Annotated in this window: 24 protein-coding genes; 16 read left to right on the top strand and 8 right to left on the bottom strand. The window is 59.9% G+C overall.

The genetic code is table 11. The annotated features are described in order from the left end of the window. Positions 1-24: 24 nt before the first annotated feature. From BM131_RS04780 to BM131_RS04810, 7 genes are all read left to right on the top strand, one after another. Complete coding sequence (locus tag BM131_RS04780) at positions 25-1,104, top strand: GumC domain-containing protein (protein ID WP_090186639.1); 1,080 nt, start codon at positions 25-27, stop codon at positions 1,102-1,104. Between the two features lie 18 nt (positions 1,105-1,122). Continuing rightward, positions 1,123-2,244, top strand: coding sequence for a hypothetical protein (locus BM131_RS04785; protein ID WP_090186366.1), 1,122 nt, complete (start codon positions 1,123-1,125; stop codon positions 2,242-2,244). A gap of 63 nt (positions 2,245-2,307) precedes the next feature. Continuing rightward, a complete protein-coding gene (locus tag BM131_RS04790; RefSeq protein ID WP_090186369.1) occupies positions 2,308-4,245 on the top strand; it encodes an AAA family ATPase in 1,938 nt (645 codons plus the stop codon). Further along, positions 4,242-4,574 carry a hypothetical protein gene (locus BM131_RS04795; RefSeq protein ID WP_090186372.1) on the top strand — a complete coding sequence of 111 codons (333 nt, stop codon included), beginning with the start codon at positions 4,242-4,244 and terminating at the stop codon, positions 4,572-4,574. The genes BM131_RS04790 and BM131_RS04795 overlap by 4 nt, the downstream gene beginning before the upstream one ends. Positions 4,575-4,584: 10 nt before the next feature. Next, positions 4,585-5,904, top strand: coding sequence for a DUF6638 family protein (locus tag BM131_RS04800; RefSeq protein WP_090186375.1), 1,320 nt, complete (start codon positions 4,585-4,587; stop codon positions 5,902-5,904). A 9-nt stretch (positions 5,905-5,913) separates the two neighbouring features. Beyond that, entirely contained in the window at positions 5,914-6,183 is a 270-nt protein-coding gene (locus BM131_RS04805; RefSeq protein WP_245754134.1) for a hypothetical protein, read from the top strand. Between the two features lie 21 nt (positions 6,184-6,204). Beyond that, positions 6,205-6,891 (top strand): DUF1523 family protein, encoded by a 687-nt coding sequence (locus tag BM131_RS04810; protein ID WP_090186377.1) that lies wholly within the window; start codon positions 6,205-6,207, stop codon positions 6,889-6,891. Between the two features lie 101 nt (positions 6,892-6,992). On the opposite strand, the gene BM131_RS04815 is transcribed toward BM131_RS04810, so the two are convergent. The 4 genes from BM131_RS04815 to BM131_RS04830 all read right to left on the bottom strand — a co-directional run bounded on the left by BM131_RS04815 (position 6,993) and on the right by BM131_RS04830 (position 12,922). Next, complete coding sequence (locus BM131_RS04815; protein ID WP_090186380.1) at positions 6,993-9,299, bottom strand: aldehyde dehydrogenase family protein; 2,307 nt, start codon at positions 9,297-9,299, stop codon at positions 6,993-6,995. A gap of 42 nt (positions 9,300-9,341) precedes the next feature. Next, positions 9,342-10,340: a deoxyribose-phosphate aldolase gene (deoC, locus tag BM131_RS04820; protein ID WP_090186382.1), complete on the bottom strand. Its 999-nt coding sequence runs from the start codon at positions 10,338-10,340 to the stop codon at positions 9,342-9,344. Between the two features lie 20 nt (positions 10,341-10,360). After that, a complete protein-coding gene (locus BM131_RS04825; protein WP_245754135.1) occupies positions 10,361-11,236 on the bottom strand; it encodes an AraC family transcriptional regulator in 876 nt (291 codons plus the stop codon). 66 nt (positions 11,237-11,302) lie between these two features. Beyond that, entirely contained in the window at positions 11,303-12,922 is a 1,620-nt protein-coding gene (locus tag BM131_RS04830) for an alpha-glucosidase (protein ID WP_090186645.1), read from the bottom strand. A 201-nt stretch (positions 12,923-13,123) separates the two neighbouring features. Between BM131_RS04830 and BM131_RS04835 the strand changes: the two genes are divergently transcribed. From BM131_RS04835 to BM131_RS04860, 6 genes are all read left to right on the top strand, one after another. Continuing rightward, complete coding sequence (locus BM131_RS04835) at positions 13,124-13,516, top strand: rhodanese-like domain-containing protein (protein WP_090186384.1); 393 nt, start codon at positions 13,124-13,126, stop codon at positions 13,514-13,516. Between the two features lie 51 nt (positions 13,517-13,567). After that, on the top strand, positions 13,568-14,587 hold the full coding sequence (galE, locus tag BM131_RS04840) for a UDP-glucose 4-epimerase GalE (protein WP_090186386.1): 1,020 nt from the start codon (positions 13,568-13,570) through the stop codon (positions 14,585-14,587). Between the two features lie 138 nt (positions 14,588-14,725). Continuing rightward, positions 14,726-15,262, top strand: a complete 537-nt coding sequence (locus BM131_RS04845) for a hypothetical protein (protein WP_090186389.1) — start codon at positions 14,726-14,728, stop codon at positions 15,260-15,262. 2 nt (positions 15,263-15,264) lie between these two features. Next, positions 15,265-15,663: a phage holin family protein gene (locus tag BM131_RS04850; RefSeq protein ID WP_090186393.1), complete on the top strand. Its 399-nt coding sequence runs from the start codon at positions 15,265-15,267 to the stop codon at positions 15,661-15,663. Continuing rightward, entirely contained in the window at positions 15,653-16,225 is a 573-nt protein-coding gene (locus BM131_RS04855) for a DUF3618 domain-containing protein (protein WP_090186396.1), read from the top strand. Before BM131_RS04850 ends, BM131_RS04855 begins: the two co-directional genes overlap by 11 nt. A 45-nt stretch (positions 16,226-16,270) precedes the next feature. Further along, positions 16,271-16,864, top strand: a complete 594-nt coding sequence (locus BM131_RS04860; protein ID WP_090186399.1) for a hypothetical protein — start codon at positions 16,271-16,273, stop codon at positions 16,862-16,864. Positions 16,865-16,917: 53 nt separating this feature from the next. Here BM131_RS04860 and BM131_RS04865 read toward each other — a convergent pair whose 3' ends face one another. Both BM131_RS04865 and BM131_RS04870 read right to left on the bottom strand, forming a co-directional pair. Further along, positions 16,918-17,685 (bottom strand): Crp/Fnr family transcriptional regulator, encoded by a 768-nt coding sequence (locus BM131_RS04865; protein WP_175499179.1) that lies wholly within the window; start codon positions 17,683-17,685, stop codon positions 16,918-16,920. 167 nt (positions 17,686-17,852) lie between these two features. Next, entirely contained in the window at positions 17,853-18,758 is a 906-nt protein-coding gene (locus tag BM131_RS04870) for a LysR family transcriptional regulator (RefSeq protein ID WP_090186404.1), read from the bottom strand. Positions 18,759-18,857: 99 nt separating this feature from the next. Between BM131_RS04870 and BM131_RS04875 the strand changes: the two genes are divergently transcribed. After that, positions 18,858-19,784 carry a VOC family protein gene (locus BM131_RS04875; RefSeq protein ID WP_090186406.1) on the top strand — a complete coding sequence of 309 codons (927 nt, stop codon included), beginning with the start codon at positions 18,858-18,860 and terminating at the stop codon, positions 19,782-19,784. A gap of 63 nt (positions 19,785-19,847) precedes the next feature. Here BM131_RS04875 and BM131_RS04880 read toward each other — a convergent pair whose 3' ends face one another. After that, the gene (locus tag BM131_RS04880) at positions 19,848-20,657 is read right to left on the bottom strand and encodes a division plane positioning ATPase MipZ (RefSeq protein WP_090186648.1); all 810 of its coding nucleotides are present in this window, start codon (positions 20,655-20,657) and stop codon (positions 19,848-19,850) included. Positions 20,658-21,008: 351 nt separating this feature from the next. On the opposite strand from BM131_RS04880, the gene BM131_RS04885 reads away from it, so the two are divergent. Together BM131_RS04885 and BM131_RS04890 are read left to right on the top strand one after the other, a co-directional pair. Further along, on the top strand, positions 21,009-22,343 hold the full coding sequence (locus BM131_RS04885) for a DEAD/DEAH box helicase (RefSeq protein WP_090186409.1): 1,335 nt from the start codon (positions 21,009-21,011) through the stop codon (positions 22,341-22,343). A 113-nt stretch (positions 22,344-22,456) separates the two neighbouring features. Next, positions 22,457-22,843, top strand: a complete 387-nt coding sequence (locus tag BM131_RS04890) for a four-helix bundle copper-binding protein (RefSeq protein WP_090186411.1) — start codon at positions 22,457-22,459, stop codon at positions 22,841-22,843. Between the two features lie 76 nt (positions 22,844-22,919). On the opposite strand, the gene rpmE is transcribed toward BM131_RS04890, so the two are convergent. Further along, positions 22,920-23,141, bottom strand: a complete 222-nt coding sequence (rpmE, locus tag BM131_RS04895; protein WP_090186414.1) for a 50S ribosomal protein L31 — start codon at positions 23,139-23,141, stop codon at positions 22,920-22,922. Between the last annotated feature and the right edge of the window lie 5 nt (positions 23,142-23,146).

The following is a 23,146-nucleotide window of genomic DNA, read 5'->3' on the forward strand; positions in this document are numbered from 1 at the left end:
ACGTTTGGCATGTGAGGGATGAAGATGGCGTCGTTTGATCAGCAAATAGAAGATAGTCAGCAGCAGGTTGCGGCCGCGCAGGGCAAGATTGCCGCGCTTACGGGCCGGATCGAAGAGGCCCGTCAGAAGATGGCCGCTGGCACCGACGTCAGTATCGATATCGAAAACGCCACGCTGGACGATGTTCACGCCCATACCGATTTGATGAACGCGAATATCGCGGAATTGATCATGGGGCTAGACGACGTCACCGCAGGATTTTCCCGCGATTTTGAAGAAATGCGGTCCAAGACGACCTCGGAAAAGTTGATTGGTTTCTTTTCCAAAGGTAAATCGGACTCCATGCGCGAAGAGCGTATGCGTCAAGCCAGCGTCGACGACAAATTGCAGGATTTGATTTCCAAATCCGATGTGATTACGCGCCTGCTGCAAGGTCAGCTGGAAATGCTGAACGATCAAAAGGCCCGCGTCGAAGGCAATTTGACCACCACCCTGTCCGACCGCGAAATTGCTGTGGCAGAGTTGGAGCGTGTACGCGCCGAAGTGCAAAGCATGGACCCTGCGATTATCACACTGGAAAACAAGATTAGCGTCGAACAGGACGCTGGTGTGCGCACTAAGCTGGAAAGCGAGCTTGCCGCGCTGAACACCCGCTATAACGAGCTGGTTCAGGCCGAACAGGTGCAGTTGGCGCAGTCCCAAACGCTGGAGCGCTATATCGAAAAGGGTAAGACCTGGATCGACAGTCTGCAGAACCAAGCGGCGACGCAGATGGTGCTGATTAACAAACTGCAGACAGACACCAAGCAGCGCGTTGTGCTTTATGACGCCCTGTCCAAGTCCTTGAAAACAGCGCAGCAACAGGACGTCGCCCACCGCATCAACGAGATTGGCGTCAAAACGGACCAAGAGGCGCAGACCGCCATGGCCGCCATCGGTGCCGCGACCAACAGCCGGATGGCTGACATGCTAGAAGCGCACGGCGACCACATGGTCTTTGCCCGCGATGTGCTGGAACAGAAGGCCAAGGCGGACGAGCGATTTATGCGCCGCTTTGCCAAGATTGTAGAGAAGCACGACAGTAATCAGTATGGCTCGGAATAACCGGGTCGCGGCTGCGGTATGACGGACGCTGACCTTGCCTTAGACCACTTCAAGCTGGAGGACACGCGTGTCACCCGGCGCTATTTTGACAAGTTCGCCCGGATCACGCGGCACCTGTCGCAGGTCGCGGCCACGATGCAGACAGAAGGGCGGCTGTCCAAGGCGGATATCGGGGCGCTGGCAGGCTACCTTGCCGGACTAAACTACAGCTTTACAGCGCTGGCGCATAAGTACCAGTTCGCTGGCCGGGCGTCCCATGCGGGGCAGTTGACCATCGACCGGGTTGAAAGTGGCTTTCCGGTTTACCAAGAGCTGCTTGAGATGGCGAATGATGCGCTGCAGGCAGGGCAGCATCTGGCGGGGATGCCGTCTGTTGATGATTTGAAATCGCAGATGATCCGCCAGATCGTCGGCGATCTGACCATCCCGACGCGGCTGCAATATGCCATGTCTCAGCGGCTATACTACGAGGAATTGGTGAAGGGCGGCCAGTTTTGGGCCCGCAATGATCCGCAGGCTGTTTTCCTGTCGCACCGCGGCGACCGGCGGCATTTTTTGGTGCATTGGGCTGTCTATGACAGTCAGGTGAACCTGCCGACCCTGTACCTGATGGATGTCGAGGATACGGGCCGGGTTGGCCTGCCCAAGGATGATCGCCGTTGGCCCATGGCGCAAACGCATCTGATGGCGCAGTCGATCGCCGGGCTTAAACTGATGACGATTGCAACGGGGTTTGACGCAGACTTCGACGATCTGCACCCCGTGCGGCTGCGGCGCTTTCACGTGGGGCCCATGTATTCCAGCGCCTTTACCCAACAAGACGGCCCGCTGCGCGAAGTGCTAGAGCAGGCCCAGAGTCCGGTGGGTGAGGATTGGGCGCTGGTCTGGACCGAAGAGGATTTGCAGACCGAGCGGGTCGAACAGGTCAAATCCGGCTGGTTCGGCACGGTGGAACGTCAAATATTTGCCCGCGATCCCTTTGACGCGGGCGCGCAGGATCGGGGTGTGAGCCGGATGGACCGGTCGATCATCATGCCAGCGCGGCCCTATCAAGCGCTTGCTGAACGCCGGCCTGCGGGTTTTGACGATGTGCGTAAGTTTGTCGTTGGCGATGATGGGCGCGTGAGGGGCTATCGGTAGCGTTATGGGATGTGCAGGAGCCTCCGGCGGGAGTTTATTTGGCAAGATGAAGCGGATGATGACATGAGCGAGACCGGCAATCGGATGGAGTTGCGCGAGGCGGATATCAGGGCACATTACGCTGCAGCCTTAGCGCTTCTGAATCGGTTGGAACATGCACCGCGTCTGGCTGTCGCCTCTGCTCCGTCCCCTGCGCAGGAACGGTCGTCCGGTGTCGGTACACGGCGGGCATTTCGCAGCACGACTCCGGGCCTTGTCACCCGGCGGACGGTCGCCAGCGACGGGGTGGCCTTGCGGGGCCGGATCGCGGCAGTCGCGGATGGTGATTTGGTGACGCCTGTGCAGGCGCAGGTGACGCAAGCGCTACGGCGGGGACTTGCGATTGCGATGGGTGTCGCGGATCAGTTTGCGGATCGCACTGGGCTGGCGGCGCTGAAGCGCGCGAGCCTTGAGGGCACTTTGCCCGAAGATCGCCGCGCCGGGTTTGCGCATCTGCTAGAGGCAGAGGCAGTAATTTCGCTGTTTGTGCTGGCCTCTGCTGCTGGATTTTTGCTTGCTGATCAAGCGGGGACAGCGGCGGTCGAACTGAGCGAAGTTGAAGAGGTGTTGACCGATAATGCCCCCCTCGCGCTGAATGGCGTGCTGTGGGAGCTGGATCAGGATATCGCAGCGCTGGCGCAGGATGACGACACACTGGTCGCCGTGGTCATCGCATTTTGTGATGCGCTGGCCGATAAGGTTGCGGCACGCGCCGCCGCGATGCCGGGGCTAGAGGCGTTTACCCAGGCGACATGGCACGTCGCTGCGGACGACTTTACTGTTCAGGGGTTTGCCGCGCCGCATTCGCGCAAAAGCACGAAACTGACGATGAGTTTCAAGACGCCAGAGCAGGTCGTGGGCAACCACATCGCTAAGGCGCAGGCGTTGCGCCTGTCAAAAATGCTGATGGCCTATGACTTTGATCGGCGGATGAACCCCTTTGCTGATCTGGGCGGCTTTATCTTTACCTTTATGGGGGACGGTAAGCCGGGGACGGGCAAAACCACATTAATCCAGATGATGGCGGGGCTGGTGTCCGGGTATTGCGATACGGCGGGTTATCCGTTCCGCTATCAGAACCTAAGCACCGATAATATCGACAGTTATCAGGGCAAGTCGGGGCAAAATGCCAAGGCCTTCATTACCAATATTATTGATCCTGCGGTGATTGGGTTTGGGACCATTGACGATATCGACCAATTGGCCGGCAAGCGCGGCGATCGCCAGTCCAGCGCGGGCCAATTGGAGATCACCGCCGTGCTGATGGAAAGCTTTGCCGGGGCGAATACCGTGGTGCGCGGCAATTGCACATTTGGCATGTTCAGTAACTACCCCGAGAACGTCGATGACGCCTTGCGCCAACGCGCGGGCGCGCGGTTTCTGGTGGACGGACCGCAAAGCCGTGAGGATTACATCGATATTCTGTCGCTGCTGATGGGCAAAAACCACGACATCCCGCTGGGCGATCACGATGCCTTTGCCGCGCAGGCGATCCAAAAAGCGGTCGCAGCCAGTTATGCCAGCCACGCGCGCCCGCATGAAGAGGGTTTGCTGCGGGTATTTGAGCGTGTTCAGGCGCAACATGGCGATCTGGATACGCTGGCGAAGCTGGGCACCTATCTGAAAGCGATCCAAGAGGCGGATGAGCGCTTTACCGGCCGCGCGATCAAGAACATCACTGACGCCGTCAAGGTGCGGGCGATGGACTTTGAACTGCCGGACGATTGGATGGACCAGCCTGACTTGTTCCTGCGGCAGGACTACGACACGAAACTTGGGATGATCCGCGAGCTGCGCCAGCCGATCACGACGGATATGGTTTTGCAGGAAATCAACCGCTACGCCGATAGCGAATTCCGCTATGCGGACAAGTCGGACGAAGTCGCCATCGACAACGCGGTGCGGGACATGCAGCGCATGGACGCTGCGCGCAAACGCTATGCCGCGAGCCTTGGTGCATGACCGAAGGGCTGCTTATTCCTGCAATCGCCTTGGGCCTGCTGGGGTGGCTGGTGCCAAAACTGTGGTCGATGGTCTTGCCAGAGGGGCTGCCTGCATTGGCGGTGAATGCAGTGCTGTCAGCTTTGGTTCTAACGGCGCTGACGAGCATATACTTTATGGTCCAATATTGGGCGGCAGGGGTCACACTGGCGCGGCTGATTGATCAGGGGCTGCTGGGGAACGCCATCTATTTTGGACGTCTGGGGTTGGCCGCTGCGATCATCTGGGCACCCATGATAGGGCTATCGCTGATGGGACTGCCGCGCACTTGGGTGCGGGTAACATGGTGAAGGGCGCAATATGCACCGTCTAATTGAACGCGGTCTGATGTTCGGGAACCTGTTCCGGGTCGACAGCCCGCCGCTGGTTGCGCGCTATAACCGGGCGTTGCAGGCGTTGACGGGCAAGCAGACGGCGCTGGCCGAGTTTCATATCGATATCTCGGGCTTTAGTCCCGAGATTGGCGAGGAGCTCGGCGATCCGGCCTACTTGAACCCGCGCGGCGTGAACCGGCAGTTTATCTTGCTCAGCACCAATCAGGTCAGCGCACCGCTACTGGACGCCACGTTTTCCCACAGCCGCACAATCCTGCGGCAGTTCATCATGGAAAACAAAGCGGCCCTGTTTACCCTGACCGCCAAGGATGCCGTGGCGGGCGAGTTGCTAAATTCCGTCCACAGCGCCGATACCCCGGCGCGACTGTTCAATATCCGCCGCATCACGGTCGAGGCAGATACCACCGCTGGCACGATTGAGGCGTCGGACAAGCTGGGCGCGATGATTGACGATTTTACAGCCCGCGCAGATGGCTGGTACGATGACGTACTGATCGCCAAGATGATCGATCTGGCCAAGGACACGGGCGATGTGACCCGCAACCCTGTGCGCCTGAAACATATGACATTCGAGACACCGGATTTCTGGACCGCGCTATTTGGCGGGCTTTATGTGTTTCGCAGTGTCGATCATCCCGCCGTGATCGCCATGGGGGACGTGGATGCCTTGGGCGAATTGCCCGTGTCCCCGGTGATTGGATTGCAAGCGCGGGGCGATATCGCGACGTTTTTCAAGTTGAACGATCTGGTAGAGCCGGTGGCGCAGTCCAAAAGCCCGCAGGTCGCGGATATTCTGCGGCGCAAAATGGACTTTATGGTTGCTGATATCGCATCAAAGCTGGGCGGCGACTTGGCGCAAACCTCGCCTCGGCAAATGAGGCAACTGGCCCGGCAACATGCAGACGCGCTGCCAGAGGCGTGGCATACGCTGGCTGCGCTGGTGCGCTGGGCCGAAGATGGCGCGCCTTGGCCGCGGATCACCAGCGACGATGCGGGCTATTTCTATACCCTGCGCGCGCGGCCCGGACGCCATGCTGATTTGGTGAATATGCTGTTGTCAGAACTGGCCCCGCTAGATGCACGGCAGTTGTTCATCTGTCACAAACAGGCGTTTTACGCGGCTTATGCCACCTGGCCGGACGCAAAACGTGAATTTGTGGTAGAGATGCTGTCAAAGGAATATCTGGCGGACAAGGTCGGCACCCGTGACGCTTTGTTCGGCGCTATGCCGCATGTACCGCAAACACCGCCGCCCCTGTCCAAGCGGCGCGGCCCCTGGGGATAACGCGACACGATGATTACGTTTTTCAAACTGGTTTTCTTTGGTCTGGTCGGGCTCAGCATCATTTACCTGTCCCTATCAGTCTATTCCGCATCCTTGCGGCGCGAGCGGCTGGAAAAGGACTATGACGCCGATCCTGTGCCCGGGCAAAGCCGCGATGACTATGTCGAAACCGGCATGGCGGCCTATCGCACCAGTCTGCGGCCAAAGCTGCTTGTGCTGGTCTATGTTGTGCCTGTGGCGATCTGGGGCGGCATCGTCTATGTGATCAATACGAACTGACCCATCGCAGGAGAGACTCTGATGCGCATTTTGGCTTTCCTGTTGCGGCTGATGCCGATCCTCGCTGTAGGCGTCGTGTTGCACTATGTGCTGCCGCAGCATGACATCGTCCGGATCGTGAATACCTATCAAGAACGGCAGGACCTTAACGACTGGACGCGGATTTTCTGGTCCGACCCAAGCCCGCAGTCCGCGACGCTGGTCAACAGGGACGTGCAGTTCATTCAGGCCGTGCGCAAAGAGACGTTTTTGCTAGGCTTCATCCCGCGCGACACGACAGAGGTGATGGTCTATCGTAATGAGGATACGGGCTGGGGTTGGCCGTTCTACTTTAAGTTCGACACGGCAAGCCTGCAGACGGAAGCTGACGATCTGCGCTCTACCCCCGAAAGCCCGAAATGGGCGGTCGTGACGCACTATGGTTGGCGCAACGGCTACTTGTCGGCCTTTCCGAATGCGATTGCGATCCGCCCTGTATCCAGCCCGGACGAGACGATCATCCCATGGTTCAATATCGCGTTCTTTGTGATCGTGATTTTCTTGATCGGCATGGTGCGGGCGATGTGGTTCCAGTTCCGCGAACGGATGATCGATCCGGCGATGGACGCCGCAGGTGATCGTCTGGATATCGCGCAGGCAAACATGGATGCCCGCCGGTCAAAGATGCGGCGTTGGTTCGACAGCTGGAAGCCTAAAGACCGCCGCTGATCAACCGCAGGAAAAGGGGGGCCAGCCCCCCGTCGCTGCGCGACGCCCCCCGAGATATTTTTAACCAGAAGAAGGGAGCGACCCTTCCTCTGGTCTTTTGTCTAGGCCCCGTAGGGGATCCAGATATTCTTGACCTCTGTCGCGTGCGGCAGGATCGCTTTGGTGTTGTCGCGGCTCCAGTCCAGCGCACCGCACCAGGTGCGCTTCAGGTTACCTGCGGCAGCCACTTCGATGCCTTTTGCAAGCGCTGGATCGGCAAAGGCCCAGACGGCGTCGATATCCATATGCCGCGCCATGGGGTCTGCCAGATCGCTATGATCACCCGTCAGGATGTTCACCACACCGCCCGGCAAGTCGGACGTGTCCAGCACTTGGTACAGATCCGTCGCAATTAGCGGAAACGGCTGCGAGGCGGCAAGGATCACGCGGTTACCCATCGCAATCGCGGGTGCCATTGCACTGATAAGGCCAAGCAACGGGGCGTCATCGGGGCAAAGGATGCCGATGGTGCCAACGGGTTCCTTCATCGCCAACGCGACGCCGCGGATCGGCACGTCGTGCACTTGGCCATCGTATTTATCGGCCCAAGCCGCTGCGCTGAACAGACGGCTGATGCTGGCCTCGACCTCTGCTGTGCCGTCGCTTCCTGTCAGCGATTTCAAACGCGTCGCAAACTCGGTGGCACGGGCGGACAGGTTTTCCGCCATGTAATACAGGATCTGCGCGCGCAGATGTCCGCTGGACTTGGCCCAGCCCTTAGCGGCATTGCACGCCTCGACCGCGTTGCGCAGGTCTTTGCGGCTGGCAAGGCTGGTGTGACCGAGCAGTGCGCCTTTGGGGCCGTAGACCGCGCGGGAGTAGCCGCTGTCAGGCCGCGCCTGCTTGCCACCGATATAAAGCTTGGCGGTGCGATCTAGCCCGCCTGCACCGCCGTCGCCAGTATGTGCTGCGATGCTGCGCGTTTTGGCTGGGGCTGCAACTGGCTTGGTATAGCCTGTCAGCCCTTCCCAGCCGCCTTCGCGGCCAAAGCCGCTTTCGCGCACGCCGCCAAAGCCTGCTGCGGCGTCCATCATATTGGTGCCGTTGACCCACACGATCCCGGCGACCAGCTTTGGCGCGACGTCGAGCGCCAGATTGATGTTTTCCGACCAGACCGAAGCCGCGAGGCCATAGCGTGTAGAATTGGCGATCTCAACCGCCTCGACCGGGGTGCGGAAGGTTGTCGCGACCAGCACTGGGCCGAAAATCTCTTGCTGCATCAGCGGCGACGCCGGGGCGAGGCCGGTGATTAGCGTGGGTGGGAAATAGCAGCCACTTGGGGCAGTGGTCTGGAACGTCTCACCCTCTGGGTGGGCCGCCAGCATATCGCGGATGCGCGCCTGTTGGCGCGGGTGGACGATTGCACCGATGTCGATGCATTTATCCAGCGGATCACCAATGCGCAGGCCGCTCATGCGGGCCTTTAGCTTGGTGTAGAAGACATCTGCGATACCTTCTTGAACCAGTAGACGAGAGCCAGCGCAGCACACTTGGCCCTGATTGAACCAGATCGCATCAACGACGCCCTCTACGGCGCTGTCGATATCGGCGTCCTCGAACACGATGTACGGGCCCTTGCCGCCCAGCTCCAGGCTCAGCGCCTTGCCGGTGCCAGCGGTCAGTTCGCGGATGCGGCGGCCGACGCCGGTTGATCCGGTAAAAGCAACCTTGTCCACGTCAGCGGTGACGATCATCTCGCCGACTTCGCCATCGCCCGTCACGATGTTCACAACGCCCGGCGGCACGCCAGCTTGATTGCAGATGTCTGCGAACAGCAAGGCGGTCAGCGGCGTCCATTCGGCAGGTTTCAACACAACCGTGTTGCCCATCGCCAAGGCTGGCGCAATTTTCCACGCCAGCATGAGCAGGGGGAAATTCCACGGGATGACCTGACCGCACACGCCAAGCGCCTGCCGGTCCGGCAATTCGTCCGCCATGATCTGCGCCATGCCGGCATGGTAATAAAAGTGCCGCACAGCCTGCGGCACGTCGATATCGCGGGATTCGCGGATCGGCTTGCCGTTATCGAGCGTTTCCAACACGGCAAACAGGCGCGACTGCTTTTGCAAAATGCGGGCCAGCGCATAAAGTACTTTTGCCCGTGCGTGCCCGTCCTTGGCCCAAGCGGGTTGCGCCTTGCGCGCCGCTTTGACAGCCGCGTCCACATCGGCCTGCGTGCCTTGGGTCACCTGCGCCAGCAGGGTATCCGTCGCCGGGTTCATCACGGCAAACAAAGTGCCGGGCGCGGTCCACGCGCCGCCGATGAAGTGACCAAAGTCACCCTTCGACGCGAGCCACGCCAGCGCCTCTTTGCTGCTTTCAGGTGCGGGGCCGTAGTCCATGGTCTCGAAGATCTCCTTGACGGTCATGCGCCCAGTCCTCGCTTTTTTAAAAATACTCAAAAACCGGCTTTAGCCGATCGCGTGACGCCAGCTGGCAGAATAGCTGCCCGTGACGTGGTGTTCCAATTGCCGTTCGATATCGCCCAGAAGGGACGAGGCACCAAAGCGGAACAGGTCGGGCTGCAGCCAGCGGTCGCCCAGTTCGTCCTTGATCATCGAAAGATAAACCAGCGCGTCCTTTGCCTTGGAAATCCCGCCGGCTGGTTTGTAGCCGACGTAAATGCCAGTGCGGTCATGATAATCGCGGATCGCGCGGATCATGGTCAGGGTCACCGGCAATGTCGCGTTTACAGGTTCTTTGCCGGTCGACGTCTTGATGAAATCCGCGCCAGCCATCATGCAAACGAGGCTGGCTTTTGCGACATTGCGCAGGGTGCCCAGCTCTCCGGTCGCAAGGATCGCTTTGACGTGGGCATCGCCGCAGGCGGCGCGCATTTCGGCCATTTCGTCATAAAGTGCCTGCCAGTTTCCGGTCAAAACGTGGCGGCGGCTGATGACGATATCGATTTCTGCAGCACCGGCGGCGACGCTTTCGCCGATTTCGGCAATGCGCAGATGGAATGGCGACAGGCCAGCGGGAAAGCCGGTGGACACTGCTGCAACAGGAATGCCAGAGCCAGCAAGCGCGGCGACGGCGGTTTCGACCATATCGTGATAGACGCAGACGGCACCGGTGGTCAGGCCGGTCATATCCAGCGCTTCCAAAAGATCAGGCGCGACAGGCTGGCGGGCCTTGGCGCACAGGCGCTGCACGCGTCCGGCGCTGTCATCGCCAGAAAGCGTCGTCAGGTCGATCAGGCTGATGGCTTTGCACAGCCACGCGGCCTGATAGTCCTTTTTTACGCTACGGCGGCCGGGCAGGGTCGCGGCGCGGCGTTCAATGGCGGACGTATTGGCCTGCGCCGACATGACCCAGTCCATATCCAAAGGCATGCCCGGATTGCGCGGCAGATGTTCTTTTGTCGTCACGGGGAAAGCTCCTGAGGCGGCGGTGGGGTCTTGTGGCATGTTTTTGACCCTTTGGTCAATTAAGCGCTGGGCTGCACGACGTCACGTTGGAACTGTTGGCGATAGTGCAGCGGGGTCACGCCATGGTGGCTGCGGAACAGCTTATGGAAATGTGACAGGTTCGCAATCCCGACCGCAGCGGCAACCTCGGCCATCGGCTCGCTGTCGCTGGTCAGGGCGCGGGCGGCTTGGGTCATGCGGATGCGGTTGACGTATTGCGTGGGCGACTGGCCCAGCCAGCGGCGCATACTGCGTGACACATGAGGGTGGCTTTGCCCGGTGGCGGCAACAAAGGTGGCCGCCCCGCCGCGATAGATCGCAGGATCATGCGCCATGGCGCAGGCGCAGTGCAGCCATGTGGGGGCGTCAGCGGGCAGGCCTGTCTCGTGCTGGATAAGATCGGCCAGCAGGGGCAGCAGAAACGCCTCTGCCGCGAGGCTGTCGCAGGGGCCGCGTTCAAGCAGGCCAGCGGCGTGGTTCAGCGTTACCAACTGCCGACTGTCGCGATGCGTGCGCGCAGGGCCGTGTTCCGCCAGCCAAAAGGGCAGTGACGGCAGGCGGGCATCAAGACTTTGCACCAGATCGGGATGAATCGCGATAGACACAGCCAGCGCCGCATCGCCGCGCCCTTGCAGGGCGTGTGGTTGGCCGGGGCGCAGCAGGATCAGCGCGCCTTCGGTCAATGTTTCGACCCCTGAGGGCAGGTGGTGTCTTAAGGTGCCGTTTTGCACCCAAAAGAGTTCTGTGAAATCGTGGGTGTGCAGCGCCTTGGGCCGTGCAGGCGTCAGCAGGGCGCGGGTCAGGTGGATGCTGGTCCCGGGCGGCAGAACGTCATGATGAGTGAGGGTGCGCTGCGTCATGGGATCAAGCTGACATAGTTTTGCATATTTGTGCATCTTTTGTGCCAGCAGGACGCAGCTGTTCGCGGGCAGGGCCGCGAATGCGCCCCGCCCGCCGGCCCATCAGGCCGTCAGCTTTAAAGTTGCGCTGTGACCCAGAAAGGCAAAGCCATTTCCGGGCAGCGTCAATGTGCTGTCTGCTAGGGTCGCATGTTGCGGCCCGGTTAGCGTCGCCGTTCCTGTCACGGTCAGCGTTTGCGGAGCCTTGGACAGGTTAAACACGCAAGTCAGGTGCTGATCCGCCGTGCTGCGGGTAAAGGCCAGCATCGGATCGGGCAGGTCGATCCACGCGGTCTTGCCCCGCGTCATGCAGGGATGTGATTTGCGGAACCCGATCGTTTGCCGGTAAAAATGCAGGACGCTGTCATTTTGCGCCTCTTGCAGATCGACAGAATGGGCGACCTGCGGTGCTTTGACCGGGAGCCATGGTGTGCCAGCGGTGAACCCTGCGTTATCTGCTTTGTGGTCCCAGACCATCGGGGTGCGGCAACCGTCGCGGCCTTTGACGCCCGGCCAGTAGCGGATCGCTTGCAGGTCGGTCAGTTCCTCGAACTTCATCACGGTTTCCAGCTGGCCTAGCTCTTCGCCCTGATAGATGCCGATGGTGCCCTCAAAGCTCATCAGCATGGCGCAGGCGAGCTTCGCAATGGACTCGTCAGACACGGCGTGTTCGGCCCAGCGGGTGACATGGCGCGGCACGTCGTGGTTGGAAAAGGACCATTCCGGCTGCCCGTCGGGGGCACCTTTTTGAAAGCCTTCGATGCAGCCGCGGAAGTGCTTGGGGTTAAAGTCAGGCCCAAGCATCGCAAAGCTGTACGCCATATGCAGGCGGCTGCTGCCTTTGGTATATTCGGCCATCAGATCGATGGACCGCTGGCCCATATCGCCAACTTCGCCGACCATCATGATGCCGTCGTATTGGTCGCAAAGCGCGCGCAGCTGTTCAAGAAATGCAAGGTTTTCAAGCTGGTTCTTGTTGTGGATGTTGTCCTGCATCCCGTACAGATCTGTCGCCATGACCTGACGCCCGCCCTTGGCCGCGGGGTTAGAGCGCAGATGTTTGTCGTGGAAGTAGTAGTTCACGGTATCAAGGCGGAAACCATCAAGGCCGCGGTCCAGCCAGAACTTGGCTGTGTCCAAAATGGCGTCGACGACGTCAGGGTTGTGAAAGTTCAGGTCAGGCTGCTGCGACAGGAAATTGTGCAGATAGTACTGACCCCGCACAGCCTCGAATTCCCAAGCGGGGCCACCAAAATGGCTGTGCCAGTTCGTTGGCGGGCTGCCGTCAGGCTTTGGGTCAGCCCAGACGTACCAGTCTGCCTTTGGGTTGGTGCGGTCCTTGCGGCTTTCGATAAACCACGGGTGCTGATCAGAAGTGTGGGACAGCACCTGATCGGTGATGACCTTGAGCCCCAGTTCGTGCGCGCGCGCCAGCATCCGGTCGAAATCATCCAGCGTGCCAAAGATCGGGTCGATGTCGGTATAATTCGACACGTCGTAGCCCATATCCGCTTGCGGGCTGGTAAAGATCGGGGACAGCCAGATGCAATCCACCCCAAGGCTGGCGATATGCTCTAACCGCTGGGTAATCCCGTTCAGATCGCCGACCCCGTCACCCGTGCTGTCTTGAAAGGATCGCGGATAGATCTGATAGATCACCGCGTCACGCCACCATTCCCGCATCATATCGCTCCGCTTATTGTTGCGGTGAGCTTAGCAGTGACTTTGCAAAGTGTAAGGCGCAGCGCCGGGAAAAGCGTGTGCGGGGGCAAAAAATCATTCGAATATGCGCGAAACGGTGGCGCGTGCTTGACCTTGATGCGCGATGCGGGTCGTGTTGAGGGCAGGCGGCGGCGGGCGCGCAACGGTAAAAGGATATGTGCGATGGCGATTACACCGGTCTCTGAAATGGTCGCCGCAGCGCGGGCACGGATCGAAGAATTGGATACGCCCGCCGTCATGGCGCTGCTGGATGACCCTGACGTTGTCATCGTCGATATCCGCGACGTGCGCGAGCGCAAGAATGGCTATATCCCCGGCAGCATCCATGCCCCGCGCGGGATGATTGAATTCTGGGTCGATCCGGCCAGCCCCTATCACAAGCCGGTTTTTGCCCAAGACAAGCGGTTCATCCTGCATTGCGCCAGCGGCTGGCGGTCTGCCTTAACGGTGGCGGCGCTGAACGATATGGGCTTTGCGGCCGCCCATCTGCGGGACGGATTTAGCGACTGGACAGCCCTAGGCGGCCCGGTCGAGGTGCCCGCGCCGCGGGATTGATCCGGCAGCGGTGGTCGCCTAAGCAGGCGCTGTATTTAAGGGAGGCATTTCATGCGCGTTCTGGTCACCGGCGGTGCCGGTTATATCGGCAGTCATACGCTTGTCGAATTGCTGGGGCAGGCGCATGAAGTCTGTGTGCTCGACAACTACGACAACTCTAGCCCCGTCGTGCTGGACCGGGTGCGCAAGCTGACCAATGGCACGGTGACTGCAGTCGAAGGCGACGTGCGTCATGACGCGACCCTGAACGCCGTGATGGCCGATTTTCGGCCCGATGCGGTGATCCATTTTGCCGGGCTCAAGGCCGTTGGCGACAGCATGAAAGACCCACTTGGCTATTACGATGTCAATGTGAACGGCACCATTGCGCTGCTGCGCGCGATGGATGCGGCGGGCTGCAAGCGGATCATCTTTTCGTCGTCCGCCACGGTCTATGGCGAGCCAGTCTATTTGCCGTATGACGAGGCGCACCCGCTGAACCCGACCTCTGTCTATGGTCGCACCAAGATGATTGCAGAGCAGATCCTGACCGATTGGGCTGTGGCCAAGGATGGCGCGGCGGTGCTGCTGCGCTACTTCAACCCGGTTGGTGCCCATGCCTCTGCCACGCTGGGCGAGGATCCATCGGACGTGCCGAACAACCTGATGCCCTATATCGCGCAGGTTGCGGTGGGGCAGCGGGCGCATTTGAACGTCTTTGGCGATGATTACGATACGCCTGACGGCACGGGACAGCGTGATTATATCCACGTTGTCGATCTGGCACGGGCCCATGTTGCCGCCGTCGATTACGTGGCAAATCATAGCGGCGCGCGGGCGTTCAACATCGGCACCGGACAGCCCTATAGCGTGCAGCAGATGGTAGAGGCGTTCCGCAAAGCCTCTGGCCATGCGATCCCTGTTGTTATCGCGCCGCGCCGTGCAGGCGATATTGCGGCGATGCAGGCGGATTCGACGCGTGCGCATGCCGAACTTGGTTGGTCCGCGACCCATACGCTGGATGACATGGCGGCTAGCACATGGGCTTGGCAGTCTGGTAATCCCCACGGATTTCGCGGAACCTATGATTGACGTCATTGGCGATTCTGGGGCAATTCTGGCAACCCGCCGGAACCAAATCATCTGCTGCGCTGTTTTGTCTACAATGACATGAACGCCGAATGAGGAGCCCGTAATCGCGCCTCCTTCGGCCCAGCCGGAGAGATTGCAATGACGGATATCAAGAACACGGTGGACGCCGCTGCGCGTGACGCAAAGTCCGCCGCCCATGACGCAAGCGCCGAGGCGAAAAGCGTCGTAAATGACGTGGCAGAGCAGGCCAAGTCGGTCGCTCATGACGCCAAAGAAACCATTAAATCCGAAGTCAACGCCCGCGCCGACGCAGCCAAAGGTGCCGCCGCGCAAGAGGTGAACAACGTCGCCTCTGCCCTGCGTAAGGCTGCGAACGAAAGCCGCACAGGCAGCCCGCAGGAACGCACGTTTGGCCAGATTGCCGATACGCTGGCGGATGCGTCTGATGCGATCAGCAACAAGGATCTGGGCACAGCACTTAGCGACGTTGGCCACTTTGCCCGCCGCAACCCGCTGGTTTTCCTGGCTGGTGCTGCATTGGCCGGTTTTGCGGTTAGCCGCTTTGCCAAGGCGTCAGAGCGCAATGGCACGGCTACTGCGCAGCCCGATTACCACGGCAGCGACGATTTCATGCCGCCGCGCCACGGCAATGCTGACACAGACGGTCGGGGCTGAACATGGAGTCCCATGACCCCCGCAGCACCGGATCACTGCTGAACGATGTGCTAAGCAGCGTCGGCAATTTGCTGCGCCAAGAGGTCGATCTGGCGCGTGCCGAGGTTGACCAGAACCTGAAACGTGCAGGCGCGGCGCTGGGCCTTTTGGTTGTCGCTGTGATCCTTGCCTTCATCGGCTTGTCCGTGCTGTCCACGGCTGTGATCTCTGCGCTTGTTTTGGCCGGGATCAGCCAGCTTTGGGCCACCGTCTTGGTGGGCCTCGTTGTCCTGCTGATCGCCATCATTTTGGTGATCGTGGGCGTTAAGCGGCTGAAGCTGTCCAGCATCGCGCCGACCCGCACCGCCCGCAGCCTAAAGGCCGACGCGCAGATGATGAAAGAGGCCTATAATGACCGCTGATACGCGTAAACCGGCAGAGATCGAGGCTGAAATCGCCCTAGAGCGCGCGCGGCTTGGGCGTGATCTGGATGTCCTGCAAAACCGTTTGACCGTTGATGGTCTGATGGAAGAAGTGAAGCTGCAGGTGCGCGGCCAGATCGACGAAGTTACCGCCCAACTGCGTGGCCAAGTCGGCATCGTGACACGTGACGTTTCGGTTGTGATGCGCGATCAAATCGCAACCGCCAGCGAAACGGTCAGCCGGACGGCGCAGAAAAACCCTTGGCCGTTTGCGGTCATCGGTCTGGGCCTTGCTTGGCTGGCGATCAGCGCTGTGACGCCTGAACGCGCGCCGCGCAGCAAAAAGCCACGGATCGGCATGGCTCCGGTCAAACCTGCGACCCGTCCAGAAGTGCATCACTATGACAGCAGCCCGGCCGATATGGCTGCGGCCCAGTTGGAAGAGGACGCCGATGTCTGGGCCGATCAGGCGCTGTCTGCGCAGGCACGCCCTGTGCCAGCTTATGATGCTGATCCGCTGTGGGCCCGTGATGATCAGGACCCGAACCCGCGCCGCCGTTGAACATTTATGCAGGTTAAAGGCCTGTAACCCGTAAAGGAAAATCCCATGAGCAATACTGCAAAAGACATGCTGAACAGCGCTAGCGATACGGCGCAAAAGTTGGCCCACGATGCGAACGACACGATGCACCGGGTCGGTCATGACGTTAGCGCCGAAGCGCGCCGCCTGCGCGACCGCCTGTCTGAAGGGACCGAAGGTCTGTCAGAGGCCGCGCGTGAACGCGTCGTTGCCGCCCGTCACCGTGCCGTTGAGGCGCGCCGCCAGGCCAGCAGCGCAGTGTCGAACGGCCGCGACTCTGCCGGTGATTTGTTTGACCGCCAGCCACTGGTGATCGGTGCTTTGGCCTTTGCCGTCGGTGCTGCGGTTGCGGCCCTGCTGCCAAAGACCCGAACCGAAGACAGCTATCTGGGTGCGCGCCGCGATGCCCTGATGGACGAAGCAGAGCGTGTGTACCACGAGGAACGCGCCCGCGCAGAACGCGCCATCGCTGCCGCCCGGTCAGAGCTAGAGACCGCCGCGCAAGAGGCTGCAGGTTCGGCCAAGGCCGCGTTGAAAGACGCCGCATCGCAGGCCGAAGATAAAGTTCGCAAAACGGTGGATGATGTCGCCGACAAAGCTGCAAAAGCTGCTGATAAATAAGCGAAAGATACGTTCCTAAATGAAAGGGCCCCGCAGTGCGGGGCCCTTTTTCGTCAGCTTGCCCAGCTGAAATCTAAGGCTGCATAGCGATCTTGAAAGTTAAGCCGCGTCGCCCAGACGCTGCGCTCGTTAATCTTTACGTTCGGGCGGGTCAGGGACAATTGCCCCGACTTCTGCAAACCCCGCAGCAAACGATTGACGTAAATATCGGTCAAGCCAAGCGCATCACCGATCTCTTTCTGCGACAAAGGCAGTGGAAACCGATCAGAAGCGTGTTCGCTGATTTGTTCTGATTTGGCTTTGATCGTGAGCAGAAAATGCATCAGCCGATCTTCGGCCGAATAGCGCGTGATGGCGTGCAGGCGATCATTCAGCGCCGTTGCGTCAAGGCTGGCCAGCGACAAAATCAGCGCAAACAGGCGTGGGTGCTGGGCACCGAAATCGCAAAGAGCCTTGCGGCTAAGGAGATGCACAGACCCATCAGTCTGCATCGTCGTCTCGTGCGGGGGGCGATTAAGTCCGATGTCGGAAAGGCCGATGATGTCACCGGCCATAAAAATTTGGGAAATGGTGGTCTGATTGCCATCACTGCGCACACGCGACACGGCCCACCCAGACCGCATGATGGCGATCCGATCATTTGGCTTCGAGTCTGAAAAAACGTGATCCCGCTTACCCAAAGCTACAGCCTGACCTTCGAGGCGCGACAGGGCGTCCCGCTCGGTATCAGTTAATAGGATGTGCCGGCTGATCCGGGATTGAAACGCACTTTGAACAGTCTTTAACATAAACCACCTCTTGCTTGGCAAGGCGGCAGTCACCGACTTGCACGCCTTACATGACGCAACACTTGAAACTTGATGTGGTTTCATAGGTCGTGATTCGACGTGGCGGTATAAACTGGTTTAATCGTGCGGCGGGTTGCGCGTTTTTTCGCGCGATATAGTTTCTATTGCTGCCCTGCATCCGGCCGGGCGCGCCTAAATCGCTATAGCGGGGTGCCCCCAAGGGCGGTCACAACGCAAGCGGTGAAGCGGTCCAGCGCGGCAGGCAAGCGGCGGTAGGGCGGGAAAAACGCGGTCAACCAAATCTCTGGCGGGTTCCAACCGGGCAGCAGGCGCACCAAATCCCCCGAGGCGATTGCATCGCGCAGCAGGAAATCGGGCAAAAGGGCGATGCCTTGATCCGCCTGCGCCAGTTGCGCCAGCAGGTCGCCATTGTCGCAGGTCAGCCCTGCCTTGATGCGCACGGGCTCTGTCAGGCCGCTTGCAGCGCTGGTCAGCTGCCAGACGTTCCCGTTGGCGAGGTGGGTATAGGCCAGCGCCGTATGCGCCGTCAGGTCGCCCGGTGTCTGCGGCGTGCCGTGCTGCGCTAAATAATTCGGTGACGCGACCAGCGAGCGCGGGACTGGCGCGATTTTACGCCAAATGGTCGACAGATCAGATGGCGCGCCAGATATCCGCAGAGCCATGTCGAAATCTTCGGTTAGGATATCAACAAAGCGGTCCGTCAGGCTGATTTGCAGGTCAACATCAGGCGTCGCATCGCGAAAGCTGATCAAAGGCGCCGACAAGCGGTGCAGGCCAAATGATAGTGGCGCTGATACCCGCAAGGTGCCGGTCAAGGTCGTCTGAAACGCGCGGACGTCGTTTTGCGCTTGCGCCAATCCGGCCATAAGCGGCTCTACTTGTGCGCGAAAGGCCGTGCCGGCTTGCGTGAGGGATACGCGCCGCGTCGTGCGGACAAGCAGTTGGACGCCAAGGCGAGCTTCCAGTTCCGACACCGTTCGGGTGACAGAGGATGGTGCCACCCCAAGGCTTTTGGCCGCACGAGCAAAGCTATGTTCGGCTGCGACGGCCAGAAAGGCTGTGATTTGCTCGGCGTGGCCAGTCATCTATTGTTGCGGTTTCTGCAATTAATTCTGCTGATTTATTGCGGTTATCGCAATCGCTGTCCAGCATTAGGTTTGCATCAACCAAAAGGAGGATGCACCATGTTGCACCAGATCAAAGGCCTTCACCATGTCACGTCGATCGCTTCTGATGCGGCGGAAAACAATGCATTCTTTACGCAGGTCTTGGGCCAGCGACGCGTTAAGAAGACCGTGAATTTCGACGCGCCTGATGTTTATCATCTGTATTATGGTGATGAAGTCGGCAGCCCCGGCAGCGTCATGACCTACTTTCCATTCCACAATGCAGTCCGCGGTCGCCGCGGAACCGGCGAAGTTGGTGAAACTGTCTATTCCGTCCCCAAGGGCAGCCTGCCGTTCTGGGCGGACCGCCTTGGTGCGGCTGCAGAGGGTTTAGAGGCCGTTAATCATTTCGGCGAAGAGCGTCTGCGGTTTCAAACCTCTGATGGCGAAGGCTTTGCGCTTGCGGAGATCGCGGACGACAACCGCCATGGTTGGACTGGAAATGGAATTGCCGACGATCACGCCATTCGCGGCTTTCACGGGGCAACGATGCGGTTGCAGGATACGGGCGCAATGACCGAGCTGTTAACCTTCATGGGGTATGAAAAGCAGGACACAATCGGCAACGTCTCTCGCTTTGCCGTGGCGGATGGGACAGGTGCAAACACCATCGATCTGGAAAAACTGCCGTCTGCTAAGCATGCGTCGCAGGGGGCCGGATCTGTCCACCACATTGCTTTTGCCGTGGAAAACCGCGCAGCCCAGCTAGAGGTTCGCGCGGCGCTATTGGACACAGGCTATCAGGTGACCCCCGTCATCGACCGTGATTATTTTTGGGCGATCTATTTCCGCACGCCGGGCGGAATTTTGTTCGAAGTCGCAACGAATGAACCGGGATTTGATCGCGACGAAGATATCGCTCACTTGGGCGAAGCCCTAAAACTGCCCAAGCAACACGAAGACCAAAGGTCGCTTATAGAAAGCCATTTGCAGCCGCTCGCATAGGTTCAGGCCTGCTGCGTTTACAATGACGGTGTAGGCGAGGGGAGCACCTTGGTGCTCTCCTCTTTAAAAATCGGCAGTTACACCGGGCAGGTTCAACGCTTTGATCAGGTCGCGAAGTTCCTGTCTGGCTGCAATATTCGAAATATTAAGGTTCTTGACCCCAACATCACGCAGATCAAGCAAGGTTAGGCCGCGGGGGAACAGTTCACGGAAAATGACGCGCTCGTTAAAGCCGGGCGCATTGCGAAAGCCGATGCGCTTTGCCAGCTTGTCGATGACACGCTCCATCTTGTCCTTGTTGACCATTTGCTGCGCGCCGACGCGGTTGCGTACGACGACCCAGTCAATCGGGGTCAGGCCAGCCTGCGCACGCAACTGGCGCGCGTTCCAGACCATTTCGGAATAAACGCTAGGCCCCGTGATGGTTTCGCCGGCCGTATCGACGTGGGCCAACAGGTCGAAGTCGACAAAGCTGTCGTTCAGCGGCGTCACCAACGTATCAGCGAGGCTGTGTGCAACTTGGCTTAGCCGGGTATGGCTGCCGGGGCAGTCGATCAGGATAAAATCGCTGGTCGGCTCTAGCTCTGCCACGGCCATGGACAGGCGGTGGTCATAGATGTTTTCATTCGGGCCAAGCGCCGACTGATCGATATCAGGCAGATCGGCATAGCTGGGCGATGGCAGATCAATGCCCTCTGCCGCAAGGTATTCGCGGCGGTTCGCCATATAACGGCCAAGGGATTTCTGGCGCAGGTCCAGATCCAGCGTGCCCACGCGGTGCCCCATGCGCGCCAGCGCCGTCGCGACGTGCATCGCCACTGTGGACTTGCCTGCGCCGCCCTTTTCGTTGCCCACCACAATGATATGCGCCACAGTCAGCCCCACGCCTTTTTCAGTTGCAGACACTTTATCTTGTGTCTGTCCGCGATGAAAGCGCAAGCGCACCCCTGCCGTCCCTTTTCACAGCCCCTTGACACATTGGACGCAAAGGTCCACATGCGCCTCAGACGATTGATCCTGCCGCGTGAGCAGGGCCGAGCCATAGGCTCCGCAAATCACCGTCGCCAACTTCGGTTCCCATGATCACGCAGGGGGTCCAGCGCCAGATCGGCGTCAGGGCAATGTGGCTTTGACTGTCAGGATTTCGGCGCAACCTTTTGTCGCCGCGCGCACACCCCCGTGCGCCCGAACCGTTTGGGCCGATGCGGCCCGGAAAGAATACTGATGGATTTTGATATGCTGGGCCTCGCGCCCCGCCTTGTGGCGAAGCTTGCCGAACAAGGCATTACTGACCCGACCCCAATTCAATCGCAAGCCATCCCGCACGCCATGAATGGCCGTGACGTGATGGGCTTGGCGCAGACCGGCACGGGTAAAACTGCCGCCTTTGGTCTGCCAATGATCGACGCTTTGATGAAGGCTGGCGTAAAGCCAAACGCCAAGACCGCACGCGGCCTGGTGCTTGCCCCGACGCGCGAGCTGGCCAAGCAGATTGCAGACAACCTAACCGATTACACCAAAGGCTCGCACCTGAAGGTGGCTTTGGTCGTCGGCGGTGCTGGCATCGCGGCACAAACCAAGCGTTTGCAGAACGGCGTCGACTTGCTGGTCGCAACGCCTGGCCGTCTGATCGACCTGCTGGATCGCCGCGCGATCCGTCTGGACGAAACGATTTATCTGGTCCTCGACGAAGCTGACCAGATGCTGGACATGGGCTTTATCCACGCGCTGCGCCGGATTGCACCGCTGCTGGCGACGCCGCGTCAGACGATGATGTTCTCGGCCACTATGCCGAAACTGATGTCCGAACTGGCTGATGCCTTTCTGAACGATCCAGTGCGCGTGCAGGTCAACCCTCCGGGTCAGGCTGTTGCCAAGATCGAACAGTCGGTGCACTTCGTTGCACAGGCTGCCAAGACCGACCTGCTGGTCGATCTGCTGGACAAGCACCGGGACGAGCTGGCGCTGGTCTTTGGCCGTACCAAGCATGGCTGCGAAAAGCTGTACAAGCAGCTGGAAGCGAAAGGCTTTGCCGCCGCGTCCATTCACGGCAACAAGTCCCAAGGTCAGCGCGAACGCGCGATCGAGGCCTTCAAATCCGGCAAGATCCGCGTGCTGGTCGCCACTGACGTCGCTGCCCGTGGCATCGACATTCCTGGCGTGCGTCACGTCTATAACTATGACCTGCCGAACGTCGCCGAAAACTACGTTCACCGCATCGGCCGTACGGCCCGCGCTGGTGCCGATGGTGCCGCGATTGCACTGGTCGCACCCGACGAGATGATCGAGCTGAAGGATATCGAAAAGGCCATGAAGGCCGAGATTCCTGTCGCATCTGGCCGTCCGTGGGACATCCTGCCGGGCCAGAAAAAGCGCCCGAATGGTGGCGGCGGCGGCGGTGGTGGCCGTGGTCGCAGTGGTGCTGGCGGCGGCGGCGGTGGCCGCGGTAAGCCTGCTGCTGCAGCGGGCAAGCCTGCTGGTGGCAAGCCGCAGGGGCAGCGTCGCCGGACCGGTGGCGGTGCTGGCGGTGGCGGCGGTCGTGGTCGCACTGCCGCTTAAACGCGCGCATTGATTTGATGAAAGGCGCATCCCTTGGGGTGCGCCTTTTGCGTTTCGGAACCCCTTGCGGGGCAAGTTGGTTGGGCTGGCAGAACCTGAAACAGGAGACGCCGATGTCCATCAAGGAAATGATTGCCGAACACCCCGATGTTGCGGGCCATGACAACGCATTGCTGACCGAGGCTGTGAAGCACGCCATGTATTGCGCCGCGATCTGCAACTCTTGCGCGGATGCGTGCAGCGCCGAAGACGGCGACCGCGCCCAGTGCATTCGGTTGTGCATGGACTGTTCCGACATCTGCACCGCGACCTACCGTGTTGCGACGCGCCGAACCGGCGAGAATGTCGCGATCATCAAGCAGATGCTAGAGTTGTGCGCTACCGCCTGCGATGCCTGCGAGAAGATGTGCGATATGCACGACGACGCCCACTGCAAGCGCTGCGCCCAGATGTGCCGTGAATGTGCCGCAGACTGCCGCAAGGCCGCGCAGAACCTTTAAGCTGCGACACCGCGACCCTGAAACGCAAAACGCCGCCCTTGAAGGGGCGGCGTTTCGTTTGTCAGCGCTGGTTGGCTTAGAAGCCCAGACCGGCGTACTTGTTCTTGAACTTCGACACGCGGCCGCCGGAGTCCATCAGGCGAGACGTGCCGCCGGTCCATGCAGGGTGCACAGAAGGGTCGATGTCCAAGGACATCTGGTCGCCTTCTTTGCCCCAAGTGGAGCGCATCTGAATCACGGTGCCATCGGTCATCTTGACATTGATGTCGTGGTAGTCGGGGTGAATACCTTTTTTCATCGTCA

It is taken from the genome of Loktanella salsilacus (assembly GCF_900114485.1).
GTDB lineage: Bacteria > Pseudomonadota > Alphaproteobacteria > Rhodobacterales > Rhodobacteraceae > Loktanella > Loktanella salsilacus.